The organism is Sphingopyxis sp. (assembly GCF_965279725.1).
Classification (GTDB): Bacteria; Pseudomonadota; Alphaproteobacteria; order Sphingomonadales; family Sphingomonadaceae; genus Sphingopyxis.
Window position 1 is genome coordinate 1,058,551 of the sequence record NZ_CBDIIL010000003.1, and the last position, 13,306, is coordinate 1,071,856.

18 protein-coding genes are annotated in these 13,306 nt (G+C 62.7%); 5 read left to right on the top strand and 13 right to left on the bottom strand.

The features are described from left to right. Nucleotides 1-45: 45 nt before the first annotated feature. The gene (gene gpmA, locus ACQY6T_RS14005; protein WP_428631646.1) at nt 46-732 is read right to left on the bottom strand and encodes a 2,3-diphosphoglycerate-dependent phosphoglycerate mutase; all 687 of its coding nucleotides are present in this window, start codon (nt 730-732) and stop codon (nt 46-48) included. 189 nt (nt 733-921) lie between these two features. Between gpmA and ACQY6T_RS14010 the strand changes: the two genes are divergently transcribed. Then, on the top strand, nt 922-1,380 hold the full coding sequence (locus tag ACQY6T_RS14010; protein ID WP_428631648.1) for an Hsp20 family protein: 459 nt from the start codon (nt 922-924) through the stop codon (nt 1,378-1,380). A gap of 67 nt (nt 1,381-1,447) precedes the next feature. On the opposite strand, the gene ACQY6T_RS14015 is transcribed toward ACQY6T_RS14010, so the two are convergent. The 12 genes from ACQY6T_RS14015 to ACQY6T_RS14070 all read right to left on the bottom strand — a co-directional run bounded on the left by ACQY6T_RS14015 (nt 1,448) and on the right by ACQY6T_RS14070 (nt 9,715). Then, on the bottom strand, nt 1,448-1,915 hold the full coding sequence (locus tag ACQY6T_RS14015) for a GNAT family N-acetyltransferase (protein WP_428631650.1): 468 nt from the start codon (nt 1,913-1,915) through the stop codon (nt 1,448-1,450). Next, the gene (locus tag ACQY6T_RS14020) at nt 1,912-3,021 is read right to left on the bottom strand and encodes a M14 family metallopeptidase (protein ID WP_428631653.1); all 1,110 of its coding nucleotides are present in this window, start codon (nt 3,019-3,021) and stop codon (nt 1,912-1,914) included. The genes ACQY6T_RS14015 and ACQY6T_RS14020 overlap by 4 nt, the downstream gene beginning before the upstream one ends. After that, nucleotides 3,018-3,629 carry a DUF4136 domain-containing protein gene (locus ACQY6T_RS14025; RefSeq protein ID WP_428631655.1) on the bottom strand — a complete coding sequence of 204 codons (612 nt, stop codon included), beginning with the start codon at nt 3,627-3,629 and terminating at the stop codon, nt 3,018-3,020. The genes ACQY6T_RS14020 and ACQY6T_RS14025 overlap by 4 nt, the downstream gene beginning before the upstream one ends. 72 nt (nt 3,630-3,701) lie before the next feature. Next, nucleotides 3,702-4,322, bottom strand: coding sequence for a cell wall hydrolase (locus tag ACQY6T_RS14030; protein ID WP_428631656.1), 621 nt, complete (start codon nt 4,320-4,322; stop codon nt 3,702-3,704). Nucleotides 4,323-4,557: 235 nt separating this feature from the next. Continuing rightward, a complete protein-coding gene (locus ACQY6T_RS14035; protein WP_428631657.1) occupies nt 4,558-4,896 on the bottom strand; it encodes a DUF1491 family protein in 339 nt (112 codons plus the stop codon). Between the two features lie 21 nt (nt 4,897-4,917). Further along, nucleotides 4,918-5,382, bottom strand: coding sequence for a PTS sugar transporter subunit IIA (locus ACQY6T_RS14040; RefSeq protein WP_088439859.1), 465 nt, complete (start codon nt 5,380-5,382; stop codon nt 4,918-4,920). A gap of 159 nt (nt 5,383-5,541) precedes the next feature. Then, nucleotides 5,542-6,111 carry a ribosome hibernation-promoting factor, HPF/YfiA family gene (gene hpf, locus ACQY6T_RS14045; protein ID WP_428631660.1) on the bottom strand — a complete coding sequence of 190 codons (570 nt, stop codon included), beginning with the start codon at nt 6,109-6,111 and terminating at the stop codon, nt 5,542-5,544. A gap of 45 nt (nt 6,112-6,156) precedes the next feature. Then, entirely contained in the window at nt 6,157-6,858 is a 702-nt protein-coding gene (dnaQ, locus tag ACQY6T_RS14050) for a DNA polymerase III subunit epsilon (protein WP_428631662.1), read from the bottom strand. Nucleotides 6,859-6,877: 19 nt separating this feature from the next. Continuing rightward, on the bottom strand, nt 6,878-7,501 hold the full coding sequence (gene coaE / locus ACQY6T_RS14055) for a dephospho-CoA kinase (protein ID WP_428631664.1): 624 nt from the start codon (nt 7,499-7,501) through the stop codon (nt 6,878-6,880). Then, nucleotides 7,498-8,313: a shikimate dehydrogenase gene (aroE, locus tag ACQY6T_RS14060; RefSeq protein ID WP_428631666.1), complete on the bottom strand. Its 816-nt coding sequence runs from the start codon at nt 8,311-8,313 to the stop codon at nt 7,498-7,500. Before aroE ends, coaE begins: the two co-directional genes overlap by 4 nt. After that, nucleotides 8,310-8,906 (bottom strand): Maf family protein, encoded by a 597-nt coding sequence (locus ACQY6T_RS14065; RefSeq protein ID WP_428631668.1) that lies wholly within the window; start codon nt 8,904-8,906, stop codon nt 8,310-8,312. The genes aroE and ACQY6T_RS14065 overlap by 4 nt, the downstream gene beginning before the upstream one ends. Next, a complete protein-coding gene (locus tag ACQY6T_RS14070; protein ID WP_428631670.1) occupies nt 8,903-9,715 on the bottom strand; it encodes a pyruvate, water dikinase regulatory protein in 813 nt (270 codons plus the stop codon). Before ACQY6T_RS14070 ends, ACQY6T_RS14065 begins: the two co-directional genes overlap by 4 nt. Nucleotides 9,716-10,064: 349 nt before the next feature. On the opposite strand from ACQY6T_RS14070, the gene hemE reads away from it, so the two are divergent. The 4 genes from hemE (at nt 10,065) to ACQY6T_RS14090 (ending at nt 13,296) form a co-directional block, all read left to right on the top strand. Then, entirely contained in the window at nt 10,065-11,093 is a 1,029-nt protein-coding gene (gene hemE, locus ACQY6T_RS14075) for a uroporphyrinogen decarboxylase (protein WP_428631671.1), read from the top strand. Nucleotides 11,094-11,124: 31 nt separating this feature from the next. Beyond that, the gene (locus ACQY6T_RS14080) at nt 11,125-11,541 is read left to right on the top strand and encodes a CopD family protein (protein WP_428631672.1); all 417 of its coding nucleotides are present in this window, start codon (nt 11,125-11,127) and stop codon (nt 11,539-11,541) included. 195 nt (nt 11,542-11,736) lie between these two features. After that, the gene (gene rho, locus ACQY6T_RS14085) at nt 11,737-12,990 is read left to right on the top strand and encodes a transcription termination factor Rho (protein ID WP_428631674.1); all 1,254 of its coding nucleotides are present in this window, start codon (nt 11,737-11,739) and stop codon (nt 12,988-12,990) included. A gap of 12 nt (nt 12,991-13,002) precedes the next feature. Next, nucleotides 13,003-13,296, top strand: a complete 294-nt coding sequence (locus ACQY6T_RS14090) for an antibiotic biosynthesis monooxygenase family protein (RefSeq protein WP_428631676.1) — start codon at nt 13,003-13,005, stop codon at nt 13,294-13,296. Nucleotides 13,297-13,306: the final 10 nt, after the last annotated feature.

Below are 13,306 nucleotides of genomic sequence, written 5' to 3' on the forward strand. Positions count from 1 at the left end.
TGCCGACCGTCGCCGGGATGACGAGGGACAGACAGAATCCCCTCGTTACCGCTCGCTCAGATAATAGCGTTCGCGCGCACTCAGATCGTCGTTCAGGTCATATATTATCGGCTGGCCGGTCGGGATTTCGAGGCTTGTGATGTCGGCGTCCGAAATGCCCGACAAATGTTTGACCAGTGCGCGCAGGCTGTTGCCGTGCGCCGATATCAGCACCGTCTTGCCCGCCGCAAGCTCTGGCACGATCGCGCTGTCATAATAAGGCAGGACGCGCGCGATCGTGTCCTTCAGGCTCTCGGCCGAGGGGATATCGATGCCGGCATAGCGCGGGTCGCTGGCGAGATCCCACGGCGAGCCCGCTTCGAGCGGCGGCGGCGGAATGTCGAAGCTGCGGCGCCAGATCTTGACCTGATCCTCGCCATGTTTCGCCGCCGTCTCGGCCTTGTCGAGTCCGGTGAGCCCGCCATAATGGCGCTCGTTCAAACGCCAGTCCTTGGTCACCGGCAGCCACAACCGCCCCATCGCCTCGAGCGCCAAGTTGAGCGTCTTGATCGCGCGCGACTGGACCGATGTGAAACAGGTGGCGGGGGCGATGCCCTTTTCCTTCATCAACTCGCCCGCCGCCCATGCCTCAGCCACGCCCTTTTCGGTGACCTCGACATCCCACCAGCCGGTGAAGCGATTTTCCAGGTTCCACTGCGACTGGCCGTGACGGATAAGGATGAGCTGGGGCATTTTGGATCCTTGCGCTGGAGGGTTGCGCTGCCCCTTAGCGTGGCTTTCGCATGAACGCCAACCGCCCTCTTGAAATGGTCTCGCCCGCACCCAGATTTGCAGCATCCGGTCGCCGAAACGGGACCGGGTGGCGATCGCGGCGCGCTGCCGCGGTCCCTGACTTCGCTTTTTAGGAAAGGAAGAAAGACCATGCGTAACAGTTTTGACTGGACCCCCTATCGCCGTTCGACTGTCGGTTTTGACCGATTGTTCGATTTCCTGGAAACGAGCGGGTCGGGCGCCGAAAATTATCCGCCGTTCGACATCGAAAAGATCGCCGACGACCATTTCCGCATCACTGTCGCGGTCGCGGGCTTCAAGAGCGACGAAATCGAGATCGTCGCACAGCAGAATATGCTGACCGTCAGCGGCCGCAAGGCGCCTGCTGCCGAGGGCGAAGGCCGCCAGCTGCTGTACAGCGGCATCGCGACGCGCGCGTTCGAGCGCCGCTTCCAGCTCGCCGATTTCGTGCGGGTCGATCTGGCCGATCTGGCCGACGGCCTGCTCACCATCGACCTCGTGCGCGAAGTGCCCGAGGCGATGAAGCCGCACAAGATCGCGATCGGCGGCAGCGCCCCGACGCTGGTCGAGGATAAAAAGGCCGCCTGAGGCCAAAACCGCGTTCGCGCGGCATGGTGAGCGGGGTCCGGAGTCCCTTCCGGACCCCGTTTTGTGTCTAGAGCGCGCGCGTCATGAAGCGGCTGAACGGGTCCGGCTGATAGTCGGCAAAGGGCGCGCAATCATCGAAGCCATAGCGGCGGTAGAGCGCAATCGCCGGTTCGAACGCAGCGCCCGATCCGGTTTCGAGGCTGAGGCGGTTCAGGCCGCAGGTCCGCGCTTCACCCATGATGTGATCGAGCATTCGCGCCGCGACGCCGCGGCGCAGAAACGCGTCGGACGTTCGCATCGACTTGATCTCGCCGTGCTCGGCGTCCAGCAGCTTGAGCGCGGCGCAGCCCGCCAGTTCACCTTCTCGGTGGATCGACCAGAAAGTGACGTCGGGGGCATTGAGGCCGTCGAAATCGAGGAAGTGACAGCTGCCTGCCGGCGAATTGGCGAGCATGCCGGCGAAATGCTGTTCGAGCAGGGCGCGGATCGCGGCGCCGGACACATCGTCTTCGACGATCTGCCAGCTCCCCGTCACAGCATCTGGTCCAGCGTCGCGAGGCATGCATGCGCCAGCAGTTTCGAGCGTTCGGGCGACCAGCCTGCGACCGGGTCGGGCAGGTCGTCATTGTCCTTGAACGGCATTTCGATCGTCATCGACACCGCGCCGAAGCGTTCGGCGAGCTGCGTCGTCGACATTGATAGATTCGCCTTGCCCGGCGCCGATTCGCCATAGCCGAGCGCCACCTGAAAATCGGGCGTGTTCGCCGCGAGCGCGGTCTGGAACGCCTTATATTTGTCCAGCTGTCCGGGCTTCAGCGACGGGATGCCTTCAAAGCCCGCGAGGAAGACCGCCGGGATCGCCTCGTCGCCATGGACATCCATTGCCCAGTCGACACCGGTTTCGTCCATCGCGTCCCGTACACACAGCACTTCGGGACTACGGTCGGCGGTCGGCGCATGCCATTCGCGGTTCAGGTTCACCCCGGCGAAATTGGTGCGCAGATGGCCGCGCCGCGAGCCGTCGGGATTCATGTTCGGGACGATGTGGAAACGGCATTTTTTTAGCAGCGCGCGCGCATGCGGATCGGCGGGGTCGGTGAGCTTTTCCAGCGCGCCTTCCATCCACCATTCGGCCATGCTCTCGCCCGGATGCTGGCGGGAATAGAGCCATACCTGGGTGTCGCCGGTCCCCATTTCGAGGCAGTCGATCGGCTGGCCCTCTAGACTGGTGCCAAGGCAGCGATAGGTCACGCCTTCGCATTCGGCGACGCTGGCGATCAGGTCGTGGTGACGCTCCATGGAATAGGGAGCGAAATAGGCGAGATAGAGGATCGGGCTTTCGGCGGTGTGACGGATCGTTAACGTGCCAGCGTCGTACCCGGTATCGAGACGGAACCAGGTTTCGCGGTCATAGCTCGCGCAGGCGGCGTAACCGGGCCAGCCGTCAGGATAAGCCGAATCGGCAAGACCCGTGATCGCGAGTTCGAGCGCATCGCCGACCGCGCACGACACGCGGAAGTGAAACCACTGGAAGAAATCCGATTCGCGGTCCTTGCGGATCGACAGGCGGGCGGACGTGCCGTCGACGGCGTCCACAACGATATTGCCGCTGTCGAAAGCGGCGTTGATGGTGATGCTCATTTGACGCTGATAGTGCGTCCCGATTCGCCGGGGAAGTCCTTGAATAAGGCCTCGGCCAATTTCGCCGCAGCGAGTGAGGGTTGCGACGCGGGCGCCTTGACCGGCACCGCGGCGAGCGCGCGGCCTTCCCACAAAGCCTGACCGGTCGCGGCATCGTCGATGCGGACCGAAAGCTGCAGATCGGCCATCCGCTTGGGACCGCCGCCAAGATTCAGGCCAATTCCGAGCCCGACCCCTGAGCCATAGCTGCCGGTTGAACCACCCACACCGACCGATACCGGTGAGCGGCGGCCCTCGCGGGGCTCTTCGCTCCGCTCGAATGCGATGCGAACCAGCAGCGGGGCGCGCTCATTGCTGCCAGCCGCCACCAGGCCCTGGCGCTGCAACTGCTGATCGACAGCGGTGCGATAGCTGTTCCATTCCAGCGAGGGCATGCCCGTACCCGGACCGTCCAGCGGCGCCGTTGCGATGGCGTAACGCGTCTCCGGCGCCCAGTTTGGCACCGCATTATGGAATCGGGTGACTTCGACCGGCGGAACCGCGGTGGCACATCCGCCGAGAGCGAGCGCCGCTGCACAAAGCAGGGCGACTGAAGAATGACGCGTCATTCCTGCACCATGCGCCACGAAATATGGCTTGGCAATGAACGGGATACGCGCGGCACCCCGTGTTCCTTGCGATCAGCGATAGAAGATGTGGTTGTCGATCTGCGCGATGCGCGTCTTGCGCCAGCCCGGCGAGACATAGCGAGCGTGGAAAAAGAGCGCGCCGGGCGCATGATTTTTCCAGCTGCCGTCACGGGCGATCTGGGCGATCGCGATGGCGTTCGACCATTGCGCACCCTCACGAACGGCGGGCATCTTGCCGCCGCGCACAAAGCTGAACTGGCTCCGCTGATGGACGACGCCGCACAGGCTTTTGGGGAAGCGGCCCGACTGGGCGCGGTTGATGACCACATGCGCGACCGCAAGCTGGCCAACGAGCGATTCGCCGCGCGATTCGAAATAGACCGTTCCGGCCAGACAGCGCAGTTCGGGGTCCATCTCCGCCGGGCGCGGGGTGGCGGCAACCAGTGCTGCAAGCGATTCCGCGGTCACCGGCGCCGTCTTTGCGTCGGGCGTATCATCGCTATTTTCGGTGATGTCGCCAACCGGCACGTCGGTCTTGATCGACAGATCCGCCGGTTCGACCGCCACGGGCGCTTCTGCGCTCGGTGTGATCAGGGCGGGAAAATTGGCGTCGGCAGCCAGATCGCTTGCGAAGCCGGGTTCCGCCAAAAGCAGCATGGTGGCGGCAGTCATGCCGACGGCAGCCATGCTGGCCACGTTCAAAATACGACTCATAGTGTCCGTCAAAAGTGCGGCCGATGAACCGAAACGTCCAGAACAGGCGAGGGGCTATGGCCCAATATCGCCTGCGGTCATCGTCCGACTGCGTGTCCAAACCGTTTTACCGGGGCACCACCAAGGCGATGCAACCCGCGGAACGACCTACGCGTTATCGAATGCGCGCCACCTATGTTGCACCGCAACAGAGTCAAGTTAACGCGGCCCATTCCGCGACGAGCCGTGGCGCATCTGCGATATCCAGTTCGACGATCCACAGATCGGGATCGGCCGATTGCCGCCGCTCCTGGTAGTTGTCGCGTGATTCACCATCTTTGGGGTCGTCGGGGCCAACCGCTTCCCAGATATAGTGGCCGCCCGCTGAAAATCGCCGTTCGAGCAGCGGGCCGGGCTGACCGCGTTCGCTGCATTGGACCAAAATGATGCCCGAATGCTCGTCGCCGGTCGCAAGCACCGTCGCAAAACCGCCGGCCGATTCGGTGCGGCGGAGCAGCAGATCGACGAGAAAGCGGCTGGTCAGCCGCGCCATGGGAACGATCGCACTGCGGCGTTACGCCGCATCACGCGTTTCGGTGTCGGCGAGCAGCGCATACAACGCTTCATCGCTCTTCGCGCCGCGTAGCCGTTCGGCGATCGCTTCGTTGCGAAGCATGCGCGATACGCCGGCGAGCGCTTTCAGATGGTCGGCACCGGCATCGAGCGGCGACAACAGCACAAACAACAGATCGACCGGCAGGCCATCGACCGCGTTGAAGTCGATCGGGCGCGACAATTGCAGAAAAAGCCCGCGTACCCCGGTCAGATCAGCCATTTTGGCGTGGGGCAACGCAATCCCGCGTCCGAATCCGGTCGAGCCGAGCCGCTCGCGTTCCAGCAGGGCTTCGCTGACTTCACCCGCGTCGAGGCCGAGCGAACGGCTGGCGAGGTCTCCCACGAACGGAAAGAGCGCCTTTTTCGAATCGAGCTGCACATGCGCGCGCACGGTCGCAGGATAAAGGAGAGAAGAAAGGTTCATGGGTCTGGTCAAATCTGTGTAGCCGCTCGGCGAAGGGGCCGGCCGTTCCTGAGCAAAATTGCGGATCGGTCGTACCGGCGCCCCGCCATCACGGCTTAGGACGTGTTTGGGGACGTGTTGGGCGCGGCCCTTATGCCGGATGGCGAAGAAAATCCAGCCCTATCGTGGTTCAACCCAGCCGATCGTGCCGTCGTCGCGGCGATAGACCATATTGTGCGTGCCGGTCTTGCTGTTGACGAACAGCAATGCATTGGTGTTGCGCAGATCGAGCATCATCACCGCGTCGGACACGCTACTGCTGGGAATATCGACACGTGTTTCGGCAATGATCGCGGGCGCATCGCCCGCATCTTCATCGTCGCCGCCATCGAAGACGATATAGCTCGCATTATCCTCGATCTCGTCAATCGTCGGTGACGGTTGGCTCGCGCCATTATGATCCTTCAAACGGCGCATGTAGCGGCGGAGCTGCTTTTCGATCCGTTCCGCCGCGCCTTCGAACGCGACATGCGCGTCCTGCGCCTGGCCATGCCCCTTGAGCACCAGCCCCTGCATCACATGCGCGACGATGTCGCATTGGAAACTGTCATGCGGCCCCTTGCCGAAAGTGGCGTGGGCGCCGATCGCCCGGGAGAAATATTTGTCGGCAATCGCGTTCATCCGGTCCGACACATGCGCCTGCAGCGCTTCGCCGGTTTCGATCTGGTGTCCAGACACGCGAATTTCCATTTTTCTTCTCCTGCTATGTCCGGTGTGATGACAATGGGAGAGTCATCACACCGTATCGAGCCACAGCGGCTGATTCAGCCCTGCGACAAATTCGGCATGGCGCGCGAGGTCCGCGGCCGATGCCATGTGGGGACGAGGTTCGCGAAACGGACGGTAGGCGCCGCGCGGAGCACTCGGCGCGCTGGCCACCGAGGCTGCGGCGCCCGAGGCCGAAGACGCCAGCCCCAAGCCGATCTGCCGCCCGCCGGTCATTTCGATATAGAGATGCGCCAGCAGTTCGGCGTCGAGCAGCGCGCCGTGTTTGACCCGGTGGCTGCGGTCGATCCCATAGCGCGTGCAAAGCGCGTCGAGGCTGTGCTTTGCGCCAGGATGGATCTTGCGCGCCATTTGTACGGTGCAACACATGCGCGTCATGTCGAGTGCCGGCCGGCCAGCGCGCGCGAGTTCGGCATTGACGAAACCGAAGTCGAAGGTGGCATTATGCGCAACGAGCGGGGCATCGCCCAGGAATTCGATCAGCTCATCGACGCGAGCCGCAAACAACGGCTTGTCCGACAGAAACTGGATCGACAGACCGTGGACCGCCTCGGCCGCGGCGGGCATGTCGCGTTCGGGATTAAAATAGGCGTGGAAGGTGACGCCCGTCTCGCGGCGGTCGACCAGCTCGACACACCCGATTTCGACCAGCCTGTCCCCTGTTTTGGGATCGAAACCCGTGGTTTCGGTATCAAAGATAATCTCACGCATCGAAGCCATAATCTGGACGCTATCGGGCGCGGAAACAAGAGGCGATGAAACGAATCTGGCGGTGCGTCTCGCTTTTGGGGCGGCCCGTTTCGATGATGAAATCGGCCCGCGCGCGCTTGACCCGGTCAGGAACCTGCAGGCGGCGGATCGCTTTGAGCTTGGCGGCGGCCATGCCGGGGCGGCGCATCACGCGCTTGCGCTGCATCCACGCAGGCGCCGAGACGACGGCGATTGCGCCGACCTTTCGCCACCCTCCCTTCTCGAACAGGAGGGGGATGTCGAGCACGACGACGTCGCGGGCACGGTGGCGCGCGAGGAAGCGCTTCTGCGCCTTGCCGACCGCGGGATGAACGATCGCCTCAAGCGCCGCCAGTTCATGCGTGTTGCCGAGCACGAGTGCGCCGAGTTTCTGCCGGTCGACCCCCTTGGGGCCGGTGGTGCCGGGAAAACGCGCCTCGATTGCGCCCACCAGTGCGCCGCCGGGACCTTGCAACCGGTGCACTTCGGCATCGGCATCGAACACCGGGACGCCCTCACGCTTGAACATTGTCGCCGCGGTCGATTTGCCCATGCCGATCGAGCCGGTCAGGCCGAGAATGAAAGGACGGCGAAGCCGCGAGCCGAGGCGCTTGGCATATGTCATGCGGTGAGGAGTGCGCGCAATTCCTCGTCGCGGCCTTCGGGCGGGACGGCGCCGAAGAACAGCTCGAAGGCGAGAGCGGCTTGGCCGATCAACATGTCGAGCCCGTCAACGGTGTCAAGTCCGCGCGCCTCGGCCGCCTTGAGCAGCCCGGTCTGGAGCGGCGAATAGACAAGATCGTAGACGATCGCGTCATCGGGAAGCGGCGACAGGTCGAGATCGAGTGGCGGCTGGCCCTTCATCCCGAGGCTGCTGGCATTGACGAGCAACGATACCGGTGGAAGCTGTGCGTCGAGGCCGACGACATCGCCTTTTAGGCCGAAGGTCGCGAGCAGGCCCATCGCTTTCAACGGGCTGCGATTGGAGATCGTGACAGGCCCGACGTTCGCGCGCGCCAGCGCGAACAGCACGGCGCGTGCGGCGCCGCCAGCACCGACGACCGCGACGGGAGCGCCGTCGAGGTCGAGTTCGGCAAGCGGGGAATAAAAGCCCGCGGCGTCGGTGTTGGTGCCGATCAGCGCGCCGTCCTTTTGCCGGACGATCGTGTTCATCGCGCCGATCGTGCCGCGGATGTCGCCGGGATCATCGACGAGATCCATCACCGCACCCTTGTGCGGCATAGTAACGTTGCAGCCGCGCCAATCGCGATCGTCACGGCGTTCCTCGACATAGGCGGCAAGGCCTTCGGGCTTTACATGTTCGCGGCGATAATCGCCGGCCAGTCCCAGCGCATCCAGCCAGAAGCCGTGAATGAGGGGCGATTTCGACTGCGCGATCGGGTCGCCGATCACCTCGGCATAGGGGATGCCGCTCATTCTGGCGCCAATCCGGTGGTCCGCAGCCACGAAAGCAGCGGCAGCATCGGCATGCCGATGATCGTCCAAGGATCGCCCTCGACCTTTTCGAACAATTGCACCCCCGCTCCTTCGATTTCGTAACAGCCGACGGTCCAGCGGATGCTGTCCCAGTTTTGCGCGACATAGGCCGCGATGAAGGCGTCGGACAAGGGGCGCATCCACAGCTTGGCCTCGCCGATCGCGCGCCAGACCGGGGCGCCGTCGCGCGCCGCGACTGCGGCGCTGAACAAGCGGTGCCGCGTTCCGGCCATTCGGCGAAGATGATCCGCCGCCTCGCCCGGGCTGTCGGGTTTCGACAGCATCGTCCCGTCATCGAGCGCCAGAGTCGAATCGGCACCGATCACGATGACGCCGGGCAGGCGCGACGAGACTTTGATCGCCTTGGCCTCGGCCAGCGCATCGGCGATGTTGCGCGGAGTCTGGCCGGTCACGAGCAGCGACGCGGTCAGCGCCTCCTCGTCGACATGCGCGGCGGTCGTCTCGAACACGAGTCCGGCGGCGCGGAACATTGCGGCGCGGCCGCTGCTTTGTGAAGCGAGCAGCAGCGTCATGCAGCACCGCGATCCTCGACCAGCTTGATCACTGCCGCCGCCGTTTCTTCGATCGATCTGCGCGTCACGTCGATCACCGGCCAACCATTGTCGGCAAACATGCGGCGGGCATAAGCGAGTTCGGCCTTTACCGTATCGTCCTGGACATAAGCGGTCTCGGGCGCCTGGTTCAGCGACAGCAAACGGTTGCGGCGGACCTGGACCAACCGGTCGAGCCCGGTGGTGAGTCCGACCACCATCGGGCGCCTCAGATGAAACAGCGCATCAGGAGGCGGCGATTCGGGAACGATCGGGATGTTCGCGGTTTTGAACCCGCGGTTGGCAAGATAGATGCTCGTCGGGGTCTTGGATGTCCGCGACACCCCGGCAAGAACAATATCGGCCTGTTCCCAATTTTCCCACCCGATGCCGTCGTCGTGCGCGACGGTGAACTGGATCGCCTCGACCCGCGCAAAATAAGCGGCATCAAGCTGATGCTGCCGCCCCGGTCGCGCTTTGGCTTCCTGGCCCAGCATCCGCGACAGCGCATCGGTCACTGCGTCGAGTGCCGGGACGAGTGGCAGGTTAAGCGCCCCCGCACGGCGTTCGAGACTGACTCGCAGGTCGCCGTTAACAAGGGTGAACAGGATCATCCCCGGGCTCGCCTGCACTTCGGCCATGATCCGGTCGAGGTGCGATTCCGAACGCACCATCGGCCAGAAATGCCGCACCACCTCGACATCGTCGAACTGCGCGATCGCCGCCTTGGCAATATTTTCGAGTGTCTCGCCCGTGGAGTCGGATATGAGATGAAGGTGGAGACGGCCCATCGCATCATCATGGCGGGAAGCCGCGGAAAAAGGCAATCCCGGATCAAGCTCGCGACGACAAAAAGGCTCCTGTGGATAAGTTCTGGAGAAGCGCGGGGGGCAAATGGGTACAGATGATTCATCCCCGACGCTGCCGATTCCGCTCGGCAGCTTGCCCACAAGGGATGAAAATTATCCACAGCCTGTGAGTTAGGCGCGAAGCCAACCGCGACTCCGCGGCAAGCGGCGGCAAGATGAGAGTCAAGCTGTTGGCAAAAACGACGCCCCCGCCTAAAGCCGCGCTGTCCGCCGACCAACAAACCACCACAATATATTTAAGTGTTATATTGAAGAGAGAAAGAGGGGCCGTGTGAAGGCGTCACCGAAGAGCTTGCTGGCAGTACTGCGCGGGACGCGGCAAGCGCGGCCGCCCCTGTGGCTCATGCGCCAGGCCGGACGCTATCTTCCCGAATATCGCGCCCTTCGCGAAACCAAGGGCGGTTTCCTCGAGCTGTGCTACGATCCCGAAGCCGCGGCCGAGGTAACGTTACAGCCGATCCGGCGGTTCGGGTTCGACGGCTCGATCCTGTTTTCCGACATATTGATCGTCCCGCATGCGCTCGGTCAGAATTTGTGGTTCGAGGCAGGCGAAGGCCCACGGTTGGCCCCTCCGCTGGTCGATAGCGCCTTGGCGTCACTCACAGCGGCGCCGGAGCGGCTCGACCCCATTTATGCAACCGTTGCGCGCGTGGCGGCCTCGCTACCCGCCGAGACGACCTTTCTGGGCTTTGCAGGAAGCCCGTGGACGGTCGCGACTTATATGGTCGCCGGGCAGGGATCGAAAGACCAGTCTGCGGCGCGGCGGCTGGCGTTCGGCGACGCGGCAGCGTTTCAGGCGATCATCGACGCGATCGTCGAACTCACCGTTACCTATTTGTCGGGGCAGATCGAACATGGCGTCGAGGCGGTGCAATTGTTCGACAGCTGGGCGGGCAGTCTAAGCCCCGCACAATTTGAACGCTGGGTAATCGCGCCGAACGCCGAGATCGTCCAGCGCTTGCGGACACTGCATCCCGAGACGCCGATCATCGGCTTTCCAAAGGGTGCGGGCGGCAAACTGCGGGCCTACGCCGATGAAACCGGGGTCGACGCGATCGGCCTCGATGAAACGGTCGATCCCGATTGGGCCGACCGCGTGCTGCCGCAACATCTCCCCGTCCAAGGTAATCTCGATCCGCTGGCGCTCGTTGCCGGCGGCAACGCTCTCGATACCGCGATCGACCGGATCCTTGCGGCGTTTCCATCGCGTCCCCATATTTTCAATCTCGGCCATGGCATCGTGCCCGACACACCGATTGCCCATGTCGAGCATCTGATCAAACGCGTTCGCGGCGGATAATATGGAACTGGCAGGATTTTTGGGGGCGACGATGCTTTGGGTCAAAGCGGCGCACATCATTTTCGTGATCTTTTTGATGGCCGGCCTGTTCATGATGCCGCGCTTTTTCGTCTATCACCACCAATGCCCCGTCGGATCCGACGAGGACAGGAAATGGATCGAGCGCGAGAACCGGCTGGCCCGGATCATTCTGAATCCTGCTTTGACGATCGTCTGGGTCTTTGGCCTGATGCTCGCATTCAACGGAAATTATTGGGGCGAAGGATGGTTTATCGCCAAGCTCATCCTCGTGATCGGGCTGTCGGGTTATCATGGCTGGATGATCGGCTATGCAAAAAAGCTGGCGCGCGGTGAGCGAGCGCTCAGCGAAAAGCGCCTGCGTCTGCTCAACGAGGTCCCCGGCATAGCCGCGGCGATCATCGTTATCCTGGTCGTCGTTCGTCCCTGATTGCGCCCCGTCCCGGCGCAGCCCGATTGACTTGAACCCAGCCGGGTTATAGGGGCCGATCAACCCCGCCCCGCGCGGGCGGCGCTTTCTGGCGCCGACGCTATCTTTAACGGTCGTCCCACGGCCGGATAGGCACTCCAGTAGTGCATCGAAATCGACTGTATTTTCTCCCAAAATCTATCCTGGAATCCATCCATGCATCTTAAAGAACTCAAGACAAAATCGCCTGCTCAGCTTGTCGAAATGGCAGAAGAATTGGGCGTCGAGGGCGCGTCGACGCTGCGCAAGCAGGATCTGATGTTCTCGATCCTGAAAGAAGTCGCCGAAGACGAGGAAATCATCGGATCGGGAACGATCGAGGTGCTCCCCGACTCTTTCGGCTTCCTGCGGTCGTCGGAGGCCAATTATTTGGCCGGTCCCGACGACATTTATGTCTCGCCGAACCAGGTCCGCAAACATGGTCTGCGCACCGGCGACACCGTCGAAGGCGAAATTCGCGCCCCACGCGATGGTGAGCGCTATTTCGCGCTGACCCGCCTGATCAGCGTCAATTTCGACGATCCCGATGTCGTCCGTCACCGCGTCAATTTCGACAATCTCACCCCGCTGTATCCGAACCAGAAGCTGTCGCTCGATACCCTCGACCCGACGGTCAAGGACAAGTCGGCGCGCGTGATCGATCTGGTCAGCCCGCAGGGCAAGGGCCAGCGCGCCCTGATCGTCGCACCGCCGCGCACGGGTAAAACCGTGCTGCTGCAGAATATTGCGAAAGCGATCACCGACAATCACCCCGAGGTGTATCTGATCGTCCTGCTGGTCGACGAGCGTCCCGAGGAAGTCACCGACATGCAGCGCAGCGTCGTTGGCGAAGTTGTTTCCTCGACCTTCGACGAGCCCGCGACACGCCACGTCCAGGTCGCCGAAATGGTCATCGAAAAGGCCAAGCGGTTGGTCGAGCACAAGAAGGATGTCGTCATCCTGCTCGATTCGATCACCCGCCTTGGCCGTGCCTACAACACCGTCGTGCCCTCGTCCGGCAAGGTATTGACCGGCGGCGTCGACGCCAACGCGCTGCAGCGTCCGAAGCGTTTCTTCGGCGCCGCGCGTAACATCGAAGAAGGCGGCTCGCTGTCGATCATCGCCACGGCGCTGATCGACACCGGCAGCCGCATGGACGAAGTGATTTTCGAAGAGTTCAAGGGCACTGGCAACTCGGAAATCATTCTGGACCGCAAGGTTGCCGACAAGCGCATCTTCCCCGCGCTCGACGTCGGCAAGTCGGGCACCCGCAAGGAAGAGCTGCTGGTCGAGAAGGACAAATTGTCGAAAATGTGGGTCCTGCGCCGCATCCTCATGCAGATGGGGACCATCGACGCGATGGAATTCCTGCTCGACAAGATCAAGGATTCGAAGACCAACGAGGATTTCTTCGACTCCATGAATCAATAAGCCACCGCCGCAATGGCCGCGATCGAACATGCCTTGCTTCCCGTTCGTGCGGGCAGCGAAGCAGCGTTCGAGGCGGCCGTCGCCAAGGCGCGACCGCTGATCGAGGTGTCACCGGGCTTTCTTTCGCTGGAAATTCATCGCCCGACAGGAACCGGACAGCCTTATCTGCTTTTAGCAGAGTGGCGGTCGGTCGAAGATCATCGGGATGGATTTCGACAATCGGACCGCTATCAAGAGTGGCGTAGGTTGCTGCACCCCTTTTATGACCAGATACCTGTGGTCAGCTATTTCGGAGACGTCGTGTGATTTTTGAACT

Coding starts and splice junctions, on each gene's coding strand:
- ACQY6T_RS14020 (WP_428631653.1), bottom strand. CDS start 3,021: ATGAGCATCACCATCAACGCCGCTTTCGACAGCGGCAATATCGTTGTG.
- ACQY6T_RS14040 (WP_088439859.1), bottom strand. CDS start 5,382: ATGAACCTTTCTTCTCTCCTTTATCCTGCGACCGTGCGCGCGCATGTG.
- hpf (WP_428631660.1), bottom strand. CDS start 6,111: ATGGAAATTCGCGTGTCTGGACACCAGATCGAAACCGGCGAAGCGCTG.
- ACQY6T_RS14010 (WP_428631648.1), top strand. CDS start 922: ATGCGTAACAGTTTTGACTGGACCCCCTATCGCCGTTCGACTGTCGGT.
- ACQY6T_RS14090 (WP_428631676.1), top strand. CDS start 13,003: ATGGCCGCGATCGAACATGCCTTGCTTCCCGTTCGTGCGGGCAGCGAA.
- ACQY6T_RS14035 (WP_428631657.1), bottom strand. CDS start 4,896: ATGGCGCGGCTGACCAGCCGCTTTCTCGTCGATCTGCTGCTCCGCCGC.
- gpmA (WP_428631646.1), bottom strand. CDS start 732: ATGCCCCAGCTCATCCTTATCCGTCACGGCCAGTCGCAGTGGAACCTG.
- dnaQ (WP_428631662.1), bottom strand. CDS start 6,858: ATGCGTGAGATTATCTTTGATACCGAAACCACGGGTTTCGATCCCAAA.
- ACQY6T_RS14070 (WP_428631670.1), bottom strand. CDS start 9,715: ATGGGCCGTCTCCACCTTCATCTCATATCCGACTCCACGGGCGAGACA.
- ACQY6T_RS14080 (WP_428631672.1), top strand. CDS start 11,125: ATGCTTTGGGTCAAAGCGGCGCACATCATTTTCGTGATCTTTTTGATG.
- ACQY6T_RS14025 (WP_428631655.1), bottom strand. CDS start 3,629: ATGACGCGTCATTCTTCAGTCGCCCTGCTTTGTGCAGCGGCGCTCGCT.
- aroE (WP_428631666.1), bottom strand. CDS start 8,313: ATGAGCGGCATCCCCTATGCCGAGGTGATCGGCGACCCGATCGCGCAG.
- coaE (WP_428631664.1), bottom strand. CDS start 7,501: ATGACATATGCCAAGCGCCTCGGCTCGCGGCTTCGCCGTCCTTTCATT.
- ACQY6T_RS14030 (WP_428631656.1), bottom strand. CDS start 4,322: ATGACTGCCGCCACCATGCTGCTTTTGGCGGAACCCGGCTTCGCAAGC.
- ACQY6T_RS14065 (WP_428631668.1), bottom strand. CDS start 8,906: ATGACGCTGCTGCTCGCTTCACAAAGCAGCGGCCGCGCCGCAATGTTC.
- rho (WP_428631674.1), top strand. CDS start 11,737: ATGCATCTTAAAGAACTCAAGACAAAATCGCCTGCTCAGCTTGTCGAA.